Raw genomic sequence first — 15228 nt, 5'->3', positions numbered from 1 at the left:
GTCTAGCTCCTTGGCGCGGCCATGCCTTGCGGCAGGGTGAGCCGCAGGACGCGCCCCGGCTCGGCTGTGAGTTCCGCAGGGTCGATCGCGCCGTTGGCGTCCGCCAGCCGCCACCACCAGCGCGCGTCGCCGAGTTGCTGCGCGGCGAGGATGTCGAGCCGGTCGGCAGGCTTCACCGTCACGCTTCCCACTTCGGCGAGCGACGCCGGCTGCGGCAGGAAACGGCGCGCGACAAAGACGACGGGACGCCCGCTCGCGTCCACGCCCGAGAGCAGGTCGAGGCCGCGATAGCGGCTGTATTCGTCGAACGGCTGAAGCGTCGGGACCGGCAACGCCGGATTGGGGTCCATCAGATCGAGCATCAGAAGCCTTGCGCTCCCAGTTGCGTGCGGGTTCCATCGGCGGCGCGCCTGGCGAGCGACTCCTTGGTCCGCAGATAAGCGAGAAAGAATTCAGCGCCGCGATGGTCGATCGGCAGGTCGTTGCTCGACAGGGCGCGCAGCGAGAGGGAGACTTTCGCGTGGATGGGGTTCAGCGTCGTATCGAAGGCTTCCTCCGTTACCGTAAACTCGGTCACGCGCACCGGCACGACGCGCTGCGCGCTCCAGACGAAGAGCGTGAGGGGCGCCTCCATTGGCGCGATCTCGACCGCGCCGCGCCGCAGCAGCTCATCCGCGGCGGCGATGTCGTCGCTCGTGGGAGAGACGAGGGATTCGAGCAGCGAAAGCTGCGGAAACAAACCGACCTCGACGGCGGCCGGATTGTCCTTGGCGAATTCGAGCTGATCCGTCGCGTCGAGCTCCGCGTCGAGCTTGAAGGTCTCGACCGCCGGCCCCTTGAGCCTGAGCGCCTCGGTCCGGTCCGCGCTATCGCCGCCGGCCGACAGCGGCTGCAGCGTGCGCGTCAGCTGGTCGGGATTGTATTGCAGCACGATCAGCCGCCTGACGGTGAACAGCACCGGATCGAGCAGCACGAGGCCCGCCTTGAGGATTTGGGGAGATCGGGAGAAGCCGGTCATTCGTCGCTCTCCGAGATGGGGAGTCGAATTGTCGGGGACGCCTCCACGGCGCCCGGCTTCAGCAGGCCCACGTCTTCCCAGAATTTCGCGGTGCGCCTGTCGACCGCGACGCCGCCAATCGATACGGCTGGCTGATCGAGAACGGCCCCGCCCAGATGCGATTGCTCGATGGTCACATTGTTGAATTGGTTCTCCCAGGCGCCCTGCAGCATGACATATTCGGTCTCTCCGAGCTTGTTGCTGCGGATATGTCCCATCTGCACGAGGTCGGGTCGGTCGGCCAGCTGATCGTGCGTCAGCCCACGCTGGGGCTTGAACCGCCCCGGCCTGCCCAGCAGGAATCGAAGCGGATGGTTGGGATCGGCTTCAATCATTCTGATTGCCGCCCGCCGCATCTGACGGGTGCTCGAACCGACAAGAGCCTGGTTCGGTCCGGGTCGGGGCGCGCCTCCAACTGGAGCCGGCGGCGTTGTCCTGCCGGCGGCGGCCTGCGGCCCTCCGGCCTGTCCGCGGCTCTTCTGGCTGGCGCGCAGCGTCTCGAGCTCCCGGATCAGGGCCGCGGCCGATTGGGCGGCGAGTTCTGGATCGACCTGCCGCATGGCCTGAATCTTTTCGTTCCACGCCTTCAGCTCCGGCGCGGCGGCGAGCTCCCTGGCGTATTCGACATGGATCACGGGGCAGGGATGCGGGCTGCAGACGCCCACGCCCTTCGGCGTCACGACGGCGCGATGCCCGTTGGCGGTCTCCTTTTGCGCCACCGCCTGTCCCTGATCGATCGCCTTTTCGGGAGCGGGCGGGGGTTTTGCCGGCTTCATGTCCGGCTTTTCTTCGACATGGCCGGCGGCTGGCTTCTTCATGCCTTCCGGCGCCTTGTCGATGGCCCGAGGCGCGGGTTTCGGAGCGGGTTTCGGCGCAGGCTTGCCGGCAGGCTCGGCCGTCTCGTGGGGCTCGTCGGCCAATTTCGGTTTCGGGGCCGTCGCCTGTCTCGCCGCCGCCGCGTCGGTTCCCTTCTTCCCGGCGCCGACGAGATGCGAAGTCGCGGTCGATTGCGCGGCGGCGATTGCGGCCTCCTTGTCCGTCTTGCCCTGGAGCTTCGCGTCGAGGAACGCCGTACCGGCGCCAAGCGCCTTGTCGGCGGCGGTCGCCGACCCGCCTTTCAGTTTGCTGGCCGGGACGCCAAGGACGCCGCTGATGCAGCCGATGGCCAGCGCCCGGGTCTTGCCCCCGAGGATTTCTTTCGTTTGCGCCCCGGCCTGCTCCTGGGGCGGCGTCGCCGGGAAGAGCTTGTCCAGCGCCTCCGTCGTGACTTCGCCCGAGAAATTGACGCCAGCCTCGGTCAGACAGCGCCTTGCCGCCTGCTGGGCCAGCGGCTTGCCAAGCTGCGCGGCGGCGCCCGCCCCGTTGAGCGCCTGGCCGAGACCCGCCGTGAGGCCGGTGACGAAGCCCTGTTTGCCGAATTTCGCCGCGTCCCGCTTGGCCGCCTTCCAATCGACCTTGTCGTTGACCGCATAGCTCGCCGCGGCGGTGGAGCCGCCCCCGAGCACGACGCCGCCCGCGCCGGTGACGAGCGCGGTTCCGCCCGCCGTCAACGCCGTCGCGCCAGCGCCCGTGACGCCGGCGGTCCCCACGGCGGCCCCTATGACGGGGGCCGCGACGACGGCGCCCGCGGCGAGCGCGACGGCGAAGGAAACGTCGCGAACCGTCTCGAGATCGCTCGCAAGACTCTCGGCGCCGCCGATCGTTTTCATGCGATAGGCGTTCCATTCCTTCATCGCGTCTTCGTATTGCCCGGTTGCGAGTTTCAGGAGGCGGGCGGCCTCCCCGATATCCCCGCGTTCGAGCGCTTGCAGTCCGTGGCGCGCAGCGTTTTTCGGATGTCCCCACATGCCGATCCACGGCGGGCTGGTCTTTCCCCAGATATCCGCCGCGATGCCGATCAGCGCTTTTGGCTTGCGAAAGACATCGCCCAAACTTTCCACGCCGCCCTGGTACTCCTTGAGCATGTCGTACTGCGACGCGCGTCCCCTCTCCGAATCGTCGATCACCCTGTCGAGACGGAGGCGCAGGCGGTGGGCGGCCTGGGCTTTATAGGCTTCGTATTCCTGCTTCGTGAGCCGCTTCTTGCCGTCCGGAAAATTGACTTCGTACATGACGCTTTCGCCGGACCCGGCGGCGGCTGGCTCGCGCGCGAGCATGGGGCCGGCGCTTTGCGCGACGCGCGCAGGCTGGTCCGCGGCCACGGCGTCGCCGGCGCGGCGCGCGTCTTGTTCGAGCGCCGGGTCGGGATCGATCCCGCCGCCGACGCCGCCGCGCGACTGCTGAACGACATGGGCCAGTTCATGACCGAGCAGGCGCCGACCCTCGCGGCTCGCGACGTCAGGCGCGCCGCTTCCGAGCACGATGTCGCGCCCGACCGTATAGGCGCGCGCATTGACCGCCGCCGAGGATTTTTGCGCGGATGCGTCGGCATGAATCCGCACGCTGGAAAAATCATGCGCGAACCGCTCCTCCATCTGCGCGCGAATCGGCGAGGGCAGCGGCTGGCCGGATGTGCGCAAGACCGCGCTCACGGCGCCGGGCAAGGCGCGCGGCGGCCCGCCGGAGCCCGCGAGCCGCTGGAGCGGCGCGCGCTTCGCGGCGCAGCGCGGGCAGCTCTCGCCGGTCTCCCCGCAGGCGCAGCTGCGCTGTAGCGTCGCCGGCGCCGCGGCCGTTCCGGCGGGCGTCCGCCGCACAAGAAGCGCGCGCGGACCCGTCATGGCGCCGCCCCCGTTCCCGCCACCCAGCCGACGTTTTCCCGATAGACGAAACCCTTGCTGACGAGGACGTCGCGCACCGTGTGGGCTTCGGTCGAGGCCCCCTCCTTGATGATGGACGACACCTTGCGATTGATGGCGTTCTTGAGCTCGGTGGGCGACATCTTGCCCTTGTTTTGAACGCTGTTGACGGCCTCGTCGAAGATCTTGGCCATCTCCGTCGTTTCGTCGAAGCGGCGGGTGAAGAGGGCGTCGGGGTCGTCCTTCAGCGACACCGGATCGAGCTTCTGACGGCCGCGCGCAACGTCGCGCGGGTCCGTGCCCAGATATTTCGTGCGACGATTGGTGGCCGGATCGAGAAACTGCCGGTTGTGCGGGTCGAGGGCGCGATCCACGGCGCGCTGGGGCTTCACTCCCGGCGCGCCGACGGCCAGCGGTTCGTCGATGTCGCCGCGCGTGACCGGCTGATCGAGCACGAAGGGCTTCTCTCCCGACTTGATCTTTTCCGCGGCTTTCTCGCCGACGTGGAGCGAGAAGGCGTCCGGATCGTCCAATCGAGCAATCGCTTCGTCGACGAAACCCTCGGGCGAGGGAATTCCGGGCCGCCCGGCGACTTTCGCGGCCCTTGCCGCACCCCCTGCCGGCGGCCGGGGGGCGGGCCCGACGCCGGCCCGCATCGCCGCGAGCTTGCGCTCCAGCTCCGCGCCCTCCCGGTTGATCCGCTTGACGAAGGCGGGATCGAGCTTGCCGCTCCGTTCCTGCGCGGCGGCGATGGCGCTCAAGGCGTCGAGCCGCTTCATCTCCTTTTGAAGCGCGGGGTCGGCGGCGAGCTCCTTCTGATAGGCCACACGCAGGACGGGGCAGGGCTCAGGGCTGCATCTTTCGACGCCTCGCGCAGTGATCTGCGTATGGTGTCCGTCGCCCAGCGACTCGGGCTCGGCGAGCGGCTTATGGGCGAGGTCTGCGTCGGGAGACGGAGGCTTCACGGAGGGCGCCCCCGGATCCCCGGCGGGCCTGGTCCTGGGCGCCTGCCGCTCGATGGTCTCGACCGCCCCGGCGTCGACGGGGTTCGGCGCGCCGAGCGGCGACTTGCCCGCCCCAGACTCGAGCGTCCCAGTCTCGAGCGCGCCAGTCTCTCGCTCGGCGGCCTGCGTCGCGACGCCGGCCGACTTCGCCTCGGCCCGCGCGGCGCTCCCCGTCGTCGGCGAACCATGCGCGAGCGACGGAATGGCGAAGCCGGCGCCAAACTCGGCGAGATCGCCAAAGGCGCTCGCGGTCTCCTTGTCGACGCCCACGGCTCGCGCGCCCAGCTCGACGCCCTTGCCCACAGCCATGGGTCCGAAAACGGCGACGGGATCGAAGCCGCTGGCGACGACCCCGACCGTCGCGCCTGCGATCCAGTTGACGGCGCCCGCCGCCGCGTCGATGCGGCGATAGCCCTCGAACAACTTGGCCGACTCCGCGTCGTGATAGGCGAAGAAGGCCTGCTCGGCTCCCTCGGCCGTTCCGTGCTCTTTCTGGTAGATCCGTTTGAACTCGTCGAACGTCTGAATGTTGGGCGACAGACCGGCGCGCCGCGACTTCTCGGCCTCCGTCGCCACGTCGTGGATGATGATGATCTCGTTGCCGACGAGCGGCCCCTCGTCGCCGGCTTTTTGCGTCGCCGTGTGGCTGTCGATGGAAGACGGGCGCGCCGCGTCCCTCCCCGCCGCTTGGCGGTAGAGGGCCACGATCTCGTCGAGCTCCGGATTTTTCGCGGTGTAGAGACCGCTCGAATCGTAAATTCCCGTTCGGTCGGCGATGGGGACGCCGTCGACGACGATCGACTCGGAAACCCGGGTGTAGGTGGCGTCGGCGTAATTCTCCCTGGCGAGCAGCGCCTCGTTTTCGTCCATCTCGCGCAGATAGTCGTCGAGCGAAGAGCCTTGCGCGGCCGCCTCCCGCGGAGGCTTCGACGGCCGTTTCGGCTCTCGCGCGAGGACAGGCGGCGAGGCGCCGCCGACATGCGCCCGCCGTCCCACCGCAATCGCGTCTCCGACCTGACGCGCCTCACTTTCCAGGGCGGGGTCGGGATCGATCCCGGCGCCGACGCCGCCGCGCGATTGCTGCACCACATGAGCGAGTTCGTGGCCGAGGAGCCGCCGCCCGGCGGGAGACTCGAAGTCTGGTCGGGGTTCGCCGAGCGCGACATGCTCGCCGACCGTATAGGCGCGCGCGTCGACGGCGGCGGCGGAGCGGCGCGCCCGCGCGTCGGCGTGGATGCGAACGCCCGAGAAATCATGATCGAGGCGATCCTCCATCCAGGCCCGCGTCGCGGTCGGCAGCGGCTCGCCAGAGGCGCGCAGGACGTCGCCGACCATCTCGCCGGGCGCCATGCGCGGGGCAGGGGCGCGGCCGGTCCCGTGACGCTGTAGCGTCATGCGCTTCGAGGCGCAGCGCGGACAATTTCCCCCGGTTTCCCCGCAGGCGCATTTGCGCCGGAGCGTGACGGCCGCAGGCGACGGCGAAGCGGCGGCCCGCCGCGCGACGAAGCTTCGCCCGTTCATCGCGTTTTCCCCTGGCCCGGCGCGGCCGGCGGCGCAATCTCGCCGGCGACGGCGCGGGCGACGCGCGCGCCCGCGTCCCGAGGCTCCGACAGGGCGAGCGCCGGAATCGTCAGCCTGCGATGCGGTTCGACGCGGGCGGGCCCGAAAGCGCCGCGGCGCGCCGCCCTGGTCAGCTCCCCTTCCAACGCCGCCCGCAGCGCCTCGGCGAAATCGGCGCGGCCGGCGCGCGGCCAGTCCGCCTCAATCGACAGCGCATCTATGTGAAGCCGCACCTTCATTGTCCCGCCTTCGCCGTCACCTCGCGCAGATGCGCGAATTCCCGTTCGGGTATGGGTCGTTCGAGCTTCTGCAATTCGGCCCGAACCACGGTGAGGATGTGCCGCATCGCGATCGGCCCGCCCTCGGCCGCCGCCTCATGCGCGGCGCCCAGGGCGGCGTTGAAGATGCTGCCGCCGGTGAGCGGGAACCGCGCCAGCGCCGCATAGTCGAGGGGCTCGACCGGCGCCGCCTTCGGAAATACGTCGCGCCAGATCGCCTCGCGTTCCGCGGCCCCGGGGAAACCGAAGCCGATCACGAACCGCAGCCGGCGCAGAAAAGCCGGATCGAGCGCATGCTTCATGTTCGTGGCGAGGATGGTGACGCCCCCGAAAGCCTCCATCCGCGTCAGCAGATAATTGATGTCGATGTTGGCGAAGCGGTCGTGGCTGTCCTTGACCTCGCTGCGCCGCCCGAAAACCGCGTCGGCCTCGTCGAACAGAAGCATGACGCCGCCGCCTTCGGCCGCGTCGAAGACGCCGCGCAGCTTCTTGGTCGTGTCGCCGATGTATTTGCTCATGATCGAAGCGAGATCGACCCGGAAAAGCGCGAGACCCAGCTCCCGGGCGACGGCTTCGGCGGCCATGGTCTTGCCGGTGCCGCTCTCGCCATGGAACAGGGCGGCGAGACCGAGCCCCCGGTTGGCCATGGCCGAAAATCCGTAGGCGTCGAGCGCCGCGCCGCGGGTGCGGGCGTGGCGGATCAGCCGGTCGAGCTGCTCTCGATCCTGCGCCGGCAGCTTGACTTCATCGATCTTGGCGCGCGGCGCGATGCGCTCCGCAAGCCCCTCCAGCGCGCCGCCCGCGCGCCGCACGCACCAGCTCCACAGCCGCTCGACGTCAGGCACGCCGCCGGCCTCAGCCGCGGCGCCGTCGATGGCGAGCCGGATGCGCGAGGCCGGCAGGGTAAATTCGCCGGCAAGGCGTTCGAGCGCCTCCGCGTCAGGCTCCGGGCCCTCCGGCCACGCCTCGGCCCAGAGCGCCCGCCGCTCGGCCACGGTCGGGGCGCCGATTTCGAGGAGATGTGCAGCCGGATCAGCGCCCGGCGCGCCAACATCCAGAATGACGATTCCAGCCAGCTTGAGCAGCCAGTCCCAGCCGGGCGCCGGGCGCGCCGCCTCCGGCGGTTCTCCGCCCGCCGGCTCGGCGCCCGGCGGCGCGACGAGCAGCGCAATCGGCGTCAGCAAACCTTCGCGCTCCCAAAGGTTCGCGAAACGCTCGATCGCGTCGGCGTCGCGCGGCAGCCTGGCGAAGGGGATTTCGAGCAGCGCAATCCCATTCGCGGCGAGCGCGGCGGCCGCCACGTCGCGCTTCGACGCCCTGTCGCGTCCGACGAGCTCCACCAGCGTCGTCGGCTGGCCGCGGGCGATCCAGTTTTCGACACGACGGGCGAGAGCCTCGTGCGAGGGAGGCAAGGGCAGGGGCGGCGGCGCGACGGGCTCCGCGATTTCGAGCAGCCGCTCGTCCAGATAGTCGAGCCCCTTGATATAGGCCGCGATCCGTTCGTCGATCCGCAGCGGCGCGGCGATCAGCGCGGCGGCGCCCGACTGGTGCACCTCGATCAGCTGATGGCGGCGCAGCGGCCGCGTCGGAGAAAGCGCATCCCAGCTCGGCGCGTCGAACAAATCGAGCGCGAGGCCGAACGTCGGCGCCGCGACGACGGGCGCCTCCTGCGCTCCGGCGATCAGCGCGGGGAAGCGCGGATCGAGCTCCATCGCCGCGCACAGGAGCAGCACGTTGCGCTCGAAGGCGGAAAGGCCGAACCATTGCGACAGCGCCGCCAGGGCCGGTCTGGGTCGCCTTTGCGCCGCCTCCTCGAATTTCGCCGCCGCTCCCTCGGGCGTATCCTCGGCGGGCGGAGCGCGCGGGCAGGGCTGGCAAACCTCGGCGGCGGCGTCCGACGCCCAGTCGATCCAAAAGAGGCGGCGAGGGCGCGGCGGCGGCGGCTCCGCCGGCGCAGGGACGGGCTGCGGCGGGCGAAGCTTTCTGGCGCGATTTTCCAGCAGCAGACGCAGCCAATGGAGCCCGGCCTGAAGAAAGGCGCTGTTGTTCCCTGCGAAGGCGCTCGTCTCGTTCATGGCGGCGCCGTCACGGTCTGCTGCGGATCGAACTGCGGCGGCTGCGCCATTCGATCGCGCACGAGATTGTTCTCGGCGCCATCGACCCGGAGGCGCACCGGCAGCGGCGTGTCCGACGGGGCGACGCCCGGCGCCGGCACGGCGAGCGTGCCCGTCTTCGCCGCGACGGCGATCTGGAAGGGATTGTCGCCCACGAGCACGTCGACGCGCTGGCCCGGCCATATCTGCGGCGCGACGTTGATCGTCAGGATCCGCTGGCCGCCGGGCGCGGCGAGCGCCGGCGGGGGCTTCAGCCGGGGCGCCAGAACGATCGCAAGCTCGTTCGTGCGCCTTGTCGCTTTGCCGGCGCGTTCGATCCTGAGAGCCACCCCATAGGTTCCGGCCGGCCAGTCGGCCGCGGCCGCCGCGGCGTCGGGCAGGGCGACGCTCGCGCTGGCGCCGTCCGCCGCGGGCGTCGCGACGCGTTCGAGCGGGTCGGCCAGCCGCTGGTGCCGGAATTCGGCGGTGACGACGTCGCCCTCGAGCAGCGCGCCGCGCAGCGTCAGCCTGTCGCCCATTTCGGCGCTGGCGCGCCGTCCCTCGCCCGCCGCCGGCGCAATCTCGATGCCGGCGAGGGTTGGCCACGCGGGCAGGGGGGCGGCGGTCGAAGGTTGCGTCGACACGCCCCGATCGCCTTGCCCCCGGCTGAGCACAGGCAGCGGGCTGCGGCTCGGCCGCGTCCCCTGGATGATCACGGTCGTCACCTGATAGGCGACGGTCGGCCGGTAGCGCGCCTGCATGGCGGTCCAAAGCTTCGACAGTTCGTCGGCGCTGAGATACTGCGGAATGATCTTGAGCGTCTCGATCTGGTCGGCCAGGTCGATCGCGGTTCGCCCCTGCGGGTCCGGAGGAATGAGGTTGACCGGCGTCGGATTCTGCGGCGTCAGCGACCGGCGCACCATGTCGCGCGTCAGCACGGGGGTCTCGTTCAGGAGATCCATCGCGAAGCCGAGCAGGACTTCCGCATTGAGGTCGACCGAGCCGTAGGCGGTGAGCAGGTAGTGGAGATCGAGCGCAAGGGGCGGGTTGGAAAGCCGCGCGCCCCGCGCGTCCCGCGAGGGCAGTTGCGCGTTGCGCCAGCCGAGATTGGGCGTGACCTGATACAGAAACAGGTTGAGCCGGCTGGTTTCGGTTTCGCCCGTCGTGATCCGGTCCGGCGGGAGCGCGCTGACCGTGAAGCTCCCGACCGGCGACAGATCGTTGTTGATCAGCCCCTCGTTCAGCAAGTCCTTGAGGATTGCGGTGACCGCAGCGATGGCGAGGGGACTGCTCACGAGCGGGCTCCACGCGATCGCCGGTCGAGATAGGCGGCGAGCCGGTCGTCCCGGGGCTGCGCCGGCGCCGCCCGCACGGCCGGCGCCGCTTGCTGTCCGGGCGCCGCGCGCACGTCGATACGGCCAATGCTGATCTCGATGACCGGTTCGCTGCGCAAAAGCGCCGCGCCCGTCCGCGTCGCGGCGATCGGCGGGATCGCCGGGATCGGCGGACGGGCGAGAATGTGTTCGCCTCGGCGCGAGCCGCGCGGCTCCGAAGGCGCCGGCCCCGGTTCCGACACGCGATGCTCGCGGCTCGCAGGGTCACGCGGCTGCGCTCCGACCTCGCCGCGTCGGTTGGCGTCTTCGGCCTCTCGGGCAACGGGCCGTTTGCGATCCGCTGACCGCTCCGGCTCCGGCGACCGCCTCACCGCCTCGGAACGAGAAGCGAGCAGCGCCGACCCCGGGGGCGGCGGGTCTGATCCGGCGACGGCGGCGATCGTTGGCGACGGCTGGCCGATGGCGGCGGGCGGGACAAACGGACCCGCAGCCGGCTTCTCCGCCTGGCGCGTGGATAGCGCCGCCGGATCGACGGGCGCTTCACTTTCGACGCCCGTCTCCGCGCCGAACACATAGGGCAGACGGGGGCGCAGGCTGGGCGCCGCCGCCGCCCGGTCGCCTCGTTCGTGGCTGACGAGCGCCTCGAACAGATCCGGCGCCTTTCCCGCCGATGCGGCGTCGCTCTCGGCGCTCATGTCGGCAACAACGCGAGATAGCGCTGGCGCCGGCGGGGGCTCATCGCCAGAATGTCCGCCTCGCGCCAGCCGAACGCCTGCGCGAGCCGGGCGATGTCGATCGTGAGGCGCGTGGCGAAGTTGCGCAGTTCCGCCCACAGGATGTCGATGACGTGCAGCGGCTCGGTCCAGCGCGCCGCGCATTCGGGACAGTGAAGCGCCAGCTCGATTTGCGCCAGCGGGTCCGCCTCGGCGACTGCGAGGGCGAGCGCGCCGGCCAGCCCCGGCGCGTCCACTGCGTCGCTGTCGAGGAGGATCCGGCGGGCGAGCGCATGGGCAGGCGTCGCCGCGCAATCTGCGGCGGCCATCACGTCGGCGGGGGTCGGCAGGCGGTAGCCGATGAGCTCCTCGCGATAGGCCAGCAGGAAGGGCCCAGACCGTCGAGGCGCCGAGGCGGCGATGGCGAGGCAATCGAGCGCGCTCTCACAGATCGCCGCGCATTGCGGGCAATTCGCCAGCACTTCGAGACGTGGGCCGAACACCTGGGCCCGCAGGCGCAGCAGCGCGCCGTTGACGAGGCCGAGGGGCCAGTCGCGGGGATCCCCATCCGCGTCATCGTCCCTGGCGTCAGCCGCATCGAGCAGCAGCACGGCTCGACCCGCCGGGCTCGACCCGTCGCCGAGGTCGCACACATCGAGGAGTTCCGAGGGAGAGAGCGTCCGCATGATGACGACGCCTCAGGCCGGCTCGGTGAACGCGCCCTCTGTGGGCTCCGGCAAATCGTAATCGCGCTCCCAGCCCTCGGTCTCGAGCTTGAGATGCTGGATCAGAACCGCATTGCCATTGGCGTCGAGATCGGACGTGGCCTGGAATTCAGAAACCCAGCAGCGAAACACCTTGTAACGGATCGCCGGCTGTCCCGCCTCGTTGTAGACCTCGATGACGAGATCCTTGCGGAAATCGGCCAGAGAAACTTCCTTGCCGAGGCCGGAGCCGTAATTCCACACCTTGTTCGCCCATTGCTCGAACTCGACGTCGTGGGTGACGCCGCGCTCGATCGTGATCGCATCGTATTCGGTGCGGCCCGGCGACTTGCGGCTCGAACTCGGATCGCCGCCCTCACGATGCTTGACGACCTCCGTCGTGCGCTTCAATCCGCTGATCTTGCTCACGCCCGCGACATAGTCCGAGCCCCATTTGATTCTGAACTTGAAGTTCTTGTAGGGATCGAAGCGTTGCGGATTGACGGTGAACTGAGCCATGACGTCTCCCCTCACGCTTCGATCGCGCCGGCCATTTGCTGGAGTTGCAATACGACGAATTCGGCGGGCTTCAGCGGCGCGAAGCCGACCCTGATGTTGACCACGCCGAGGTTGACGTCATTTTGCGTGGTGGTTTCGCTGTCACATTTGACGAAATAGGCTTCGTTCGCGCTTTCGCCCTTGAAAGCGCGCTGGCGAAAGAGATTGTGCATGAAGGCGCCGACGTTGAGCCGGATTTGCCCCCACAAAGGCTCGTCATTGGGCTCGAACACGACCCATTTGAGCGCGCGGTAGAGGCTTTCCTCGATGTAGAGCGCCGTTCGTCGAACTGCGACATATTTATATTCGTCGGCGAAGGCGTCGGCGCCCCTGAGCGTGCGCGCGCCCCAGTTGATCGAGCCAAACACAGGGAAGTGACGGAGGCAATTGACCCCGAGCGGATTCAAAAGGCCATTCTCGCCGTCGGTCATCGGCACAGCGAGCGAGGACACGCCGATGAGCGATGTGTCGATGCCCGCTGGACTCTTCCACACGCCGCGCTGCGTGTCGGTCCGCGCGAACAGGCCGGCGACCACCCCGCAGGGCGCAAATTCCTCGATGCGATTGTCCCGAAGCGGATTGGGCATCTTCAGCCGCGGGAAGAAGATCGCGCCGTTGCGGCCGCGATAGCCAATCTGGTCGGGATCGGCCGAGAAGCCGACCACCGCGGCCGCGACGCTTTTCCAGGCGCTCGGCGGATCGACCAGCAAGACCGCGCGGCGCTTCTCGCAATAGGCGCCGGCGGCCGCGATCACCCCGACATCGGCGTCGCCGCCCGCATTATAGGGCGGGATGCAAAGCAGGTTGAAGATGCCGTCGCGCGTGTAGAGTTGCTCCAGCGCGTAAAGGCCAGTCTTCTTATCCTCTCCATTGGGCTTCAGAAAATCCGCCGAAGCAAGCGCGCCGCCGTCTCCGATCAGACCGGCAATCGCCGCGAGCGCGTCGCTATAGGCCTTCTTCCTGGTTTTGAGCGGGTCCTTGGTCGGGTCGGGCAGTTGTTTCTGGGCGGCGAGCATTTCGGCGTATTTCTGGCCGAGCTGGTCATCGCCGAACACGGCCGAGAAATCGGGAAGCGCCGGCGTCTGGCTGTCGAGGTCCCCGCCATTCCAGGCGATCAGCGCGGAGTCGGCCAGCATGTGATCGACCCGGCGCATGGAATTTTTTACCGTCAGATTTTCGTAAATTTCCGTGGCGTTGCTATCGAGGTCCGTCACGGTGAGATCAAAAAGATCGCCAACGCTCACGCCCAGCGTCGACGCGACGCTCGACGCCGTCGCCGGCTTGGCGGCCGCAATCAGAATGCGGAGCTTATTCGCCCATGCGCCGGGGCTCACAGCCTTGAATGTAAGCTCGCCGACATTGAGCACGCGCACTGTCGCCTTTGGCGCCGAGGCGGCCGCTTTCTTCGCAGCCGCATCGATCGCCGCGGCGTCGGCATTGTCCGCAAGCGTTGAAATCGCATCCATCGCGCCTTTGGCGGCGTCCTTGACAGGCTGCGGCGCATCCGTGTCCGCGGCGATCGGATCGTAAACGGCCTTGGCGGCGTCCTTCGCGGCCTTGCCGTTTGCGGCGCCCCGCGCGGCGGCGATTATATTGCCGACCGCCTCGATCGCCGCATCGGCGGAGCCGCCCGCGCCGTCGTTGAACAGGCGCACGATCACGGCGCGCGCGCCGCCATTCAGGAAGAAATCCCGAACGGCAAAGCTCATGGAGCTGTCGGTCCAGAGCCCGCCGAAAATGCGCTCGAAATCACCGAAACCCACAATGTCGACGGCGCTGTCCACTGGCCCTTTTCTGGCCCGGCCGATAAACGCCGCCACGGAAGTCGCGACGCCCGTGATCGTACGAACGCCGCTCGCAATTTCATTGACGTAAACTCCAGGATAGCTGAGCGCCTGCGCCATAGCTCTCCTCCTAAAAAATCGAGCCAATGCAACTTACGCGTCCACAACTTAACTTGATCGCGGGACGCTCCTCTCAGAATCTCGTGTCTCTCAGAGTTATAGTTACAAACTTACAAGAGAAGGATAGCGTAAGCCGAATTGATTTCATTCGCAACTGCAATCAACTTTCGGAACTCGACTTTCGCGCAATGATCATTCGTTGTCGCCTCGAAGCTCGTTCGCTCACGGAGCAGTTCCCGGTTTGTCTTCGAATTGGACCGGCGCTATTTCAACTCGGCGTCCCCGCAACGCCACCAGGCGCGTGATCGCGGATTTGGAGAGACGCTGCGCCTCGAGGGCGACGCGTTCGTCGGCGGCCGACTCCGCCGCCTGCAAATAGATTTCCGCTGCAGTTTCACAGGCTGCGATCGCCTGATCGATCATGACGACCGAATCCGGCGCGCCATGACGCTGTGTCGGGGAGGGGCCGACGCCAGAAAAGACGGACGCCCGCCTATTGCCGCTCCCTGCCTCTGCTATTCTCCCAAGGAGATCTGCCGTCGCCTCGTCGCCGCTCACCGCTGCGGCGGACGCCAAAGATCTGCACGTCCTCCGTATGCCCTCTTCCAGCGATGCTGCTTTCTCCTGTAGCTCCCTCATGGATATCGCCGGCGGCAAGCCCGCCGCGCGCAGTTCGCCATGGTAGGCCCTTCGTCGCTCCATCCGCAGAATCGACGCATGGCGCAACTCTTCTCGCGCCATGCGCTCCGCATAGCGACGGACAGCCTCGCTCGGCGCATAGGCGGAGACATAGCTCCAGAATGCAAAGGCGCGATCTTCGTTCCGAACCGCAATGGACAGGGCGCGGTAGGGTGTAACGAGGCGCGAGACGGCGAGATCCGCCATACCCTCGTCCTCCAGATCCGGGGGAAGCTCCCAGCGGATGTCCGCCGGCTTTGGCGCAGACCCCGTTACGGCCACGGACAGTTCCGTAACTCTCGCCGAATGCGCCTCCTCCTCGCTCGCGAGATGCTCGAAGACTTTCACAGCTGCGTCATTGTCGAGGCTGCGCATCCGTCGCGAAAGTTGACGATACCGCATGGCGGCCTCCTCTTCCATGGCCTTCGCGATCGCCATCAGTTCCGGAAGAGATTCGACGACGCCTTCAGGTTCAGACTTCAGCACGCCCATCAGTTTTCGGTCCCACGGATTCGCGTCACTATCTTCCGCCCACGGATTGACGCGTCGAGTTTCGCGCCGATCATAAGTAGAGGGCGCCACGCGGCACAAAAGCACGCGGGAGCCCATT

12 protein-coding genes are annotated in these 15228 nt (G+C 68.4%); all 12 read right to left on the bottom strand.

The features are described 5' to 3' along the window. Positions 1 to 2 precede the first annotated feature (2 nt). The gene (locus WOC76_RS19975) at positions 3 to 362 is read right to left on the bottom strand and encodes a LysM domain-containing protein (RefSeq protein ID WP_341108931.1); all 360 of its coding nucleotides are present in this window, start codon (positions 360 to 362) and stop codon (positions 3 to 5) included. Next, positions 362 to 1018 (bottom strand): hypothetical protein, encoded by a 657-nt coding sequence (locus tag WOC76_RS19970; protein WP_341108930.1) that lies wholly within the window; start codon positions 1016 to 1018, stop codon positions 362 to 364. The genes WOC76_RS19975 and WOC76_RS19970 overlap by 1 nt, the downstream gene beginning before the upstream one ends. Further along, positions 1015 to 3774: a polymorphic toxin type 5 domain-containing protein gene (locus WOC76_RS19965; protein WP_341431561.1), complete on the bottom strand. Its 2760-nt coding sequence runs from the start codon at positions 3772 to 3774 to the stop codon at positions 1015 to 1017. The genes WOC76_RS19970 and WOC76_RS19965 overlap by 4 nt, the downstream gene beginning before the upstream one ends. Further along, complete coding sequence (locus WOC76_RS19960) at positions 3771 to 6317, bottom strand: eCIS core domain-containing protein (protein ID WP_341431560.1); 2547 nt, start codon at positions 6315 to 6317, stop codon at positions 3771 to 3773. Before WOC76_RS19960 ends, WOC76_RS19965 begins: the two co-directional genes overlap by 4 nt. Further along, positions 6314 to 6595 carry a hypothetical protein gene (locus tag WOC76_RS19955; protein WP_341108926.1) on the bottom strand — a complete coding sequence of 94 codons (282 nt, stop codon included), beginning with the start codon at positions 6593 to 6595 and terminating at the stop codon, positions 6314 to 6316. Before WOC76_RS19955 ends, WOC76_RS19960 begins: the two co-directional genes overlap by 4 nt. After that, the gene (locus WOC76_RS19950; protein WP_341108925.1) at positions 6592 to 8709 is read right to left on the bottom strand and encodes an ATP-binding protein; all 2118 of its coding nucleotides are present in this window, start codon (positions 8707 to 8709) and stop codon (positions 6592 to 6594) included. Before WOC76_RS19950 ends, WOC76_RS19955 begins: the two co-directional genes overlap by 4 nt. Next, positions 8706 to 10022, bottom strand: coding sequence for a DUF4255 domain-containing protein (locus WOC76_RS19945; protein ID WP_341387307.1), 1317 nt, complete (start codon positions 10020 to 10022; stop codon positions 8706 to 8708). The genes WOC76_RS19950 and WOC76_RS19945 overlap by 4 nt, the downstream gene beginning before the upstream one ends. Continuing rightward, complete coding sequence (locus WOC76_RS19940) at positions 10019 to 10756, bottom strand: hypothetical protein (protein WP_341108922.1); 738 nt, start codon at positions 10754 to 10756, stop codon at positions 10019 to 10021. The genes WOC76_RS19945 and WOC76_RS19940 overlap by 4 nt, the downstream gene beginning before the upstream one ends. Next, entirely contained in the window at positions 10753 to 11460 is a 708-nt protein-coding gene (locus WOC76_RS19935) for a hypothetical protein (RefSeq protein WP_341108921.1), read from the bottom strand. Before WOC76_RS19935 ends, WOC76_RS19940 begins: the two co-directional genes overlap by 4 nt. 12 nt (positions 11461 to 11472) lie before the next feature. Beyond that, positions 11473 to 11997: a phage tail protein gene (locus WOC76_RS19930; protein ID WP_341108920.1), complete on the bottom strand. Its 525-nt coding sequence runs from the start codon at positions 11995 to 11997 to the stop codon at positions 11473 to 11475. An 11-nt stretch (positions 11998 to 12008) separates the two neighbouring features. Continuing rightward, positions 12009 to 13940, bottom strand: coding sequence for a phage tail sheath family protein (locus WOC76_RS19925; protein WP_341108919.1), 1932 nt, complete (start codon positions 13938 to 13940; stop codon positions 12009 to 12011). A gap of 222 nt (positions 13941 to 14162) precedes the next feature. Next, on the bottom strand, positions 14163 to 15227 hold the full coding sequence (locus tag WOC76_RS19920) for a ferritin family protein (protein WP_341387309.1): 1065 nt from the start codon (positions 15225 to 15227) through the stop codon (positions 14163 to 14165). Position 15228: the final 1 nt, after the last annotated feature.

This window comes from Methylocystis sp. IM3, from assembly GCF_038070105.1.
Classification (GTDB): domain Bacteria; phylum Pseudomonadota; class Alphaproteobacteria; order Rhizobiales; family Beijerinckiaceae; genus Methylocystis.
This window is presented reverse-complemented; position numbering and strand designations above follow the sequence as displayed.

Excerpts from the sequence above, each read along its gene's own strand:
- WOC76_RS19975 (WP_341108931.1), bottom strand. The coding sequence starts at position 362 with ATGCTCGATCTGATGGACCCCAATCCGGCGTTGCCGGTCCCGACGCTT.
- WOC76_RS19970 (WP_341108930.1), bottom strand. The coding sequence starts at position 1,018 with ATGACCGGCTTCTCCCGATCTCCCCAAATCCTCAAGGCGGGCCTCGTG.
- WOC76_RS19965 (WP_341431561.1), bottom strand. The coding sequence starts at position 3,774 with ATGACGGGTCCGCGCGCGCTTCTTGTGCGGCGGACGCCCGCCGGAACG.
- WOC76_RS19960 (WP_341431560.1), bottom strand. The coding sequence starts at position 6,317 with ATGAACGGGCGAAGCTTCGTCGCGCGGCGGGCCGCCGCTTCGCCGTCG.
- WOC76_RS19955 (WP_341108926.1), bottom strand. The coding sequence starts at position 6,595 with ATGAAGGTGCGGCTTCACATAGATGCGCTGTCGATTGAGGCGGACTGG.
- WOC76_RS19950 (WP_341108925.1), bottom strand. The coding sequence starts at position 8,709 with ATGAACGAGACGAGCGCCTTCGCAGGGAACAACAGCGCCTTTCTTCAG.
- WOC76_RS19940 (WP_341108922.1), bottom strand. The coding sequence starts at position 10,756 with ATGAGCGCCGAGAGCGACGCCGCATCGGCGGGAAAGGCGCCGGATCTG.
- WOC76_RS19935 (WP_341108921.1), bottom strand. The coding sequence starts at position 11,460 with ATGCGGACGCTCTCTCCCTCGGAACTCCTCGATGTGTGCGACCTCGGC.
- WOC76_RS19930 (WP_341108920.1), bottom strand. The coding sequence starts at position 11,997 with ATGGCTCAGTTCACCGTCAATCCGCAACGCTTCGATCCCTACAAGAAC.
- WOC76_RS19925 (WP_341108919.1), bottom strand. The coding sequence starts at position 13,940 with ATGGCGCAGGCGCTCAGCTATCCTGGAGTTTACGTCAATGAAATTGCG.
- WOC76_RS19920 (WP_341387309.1), bottom strand. The coding sequence starts at position 15,227 with ATGGGCTCCCGCGTGCTTTTGTGCCGCGTGGCGCCCTCTACTTATGAT.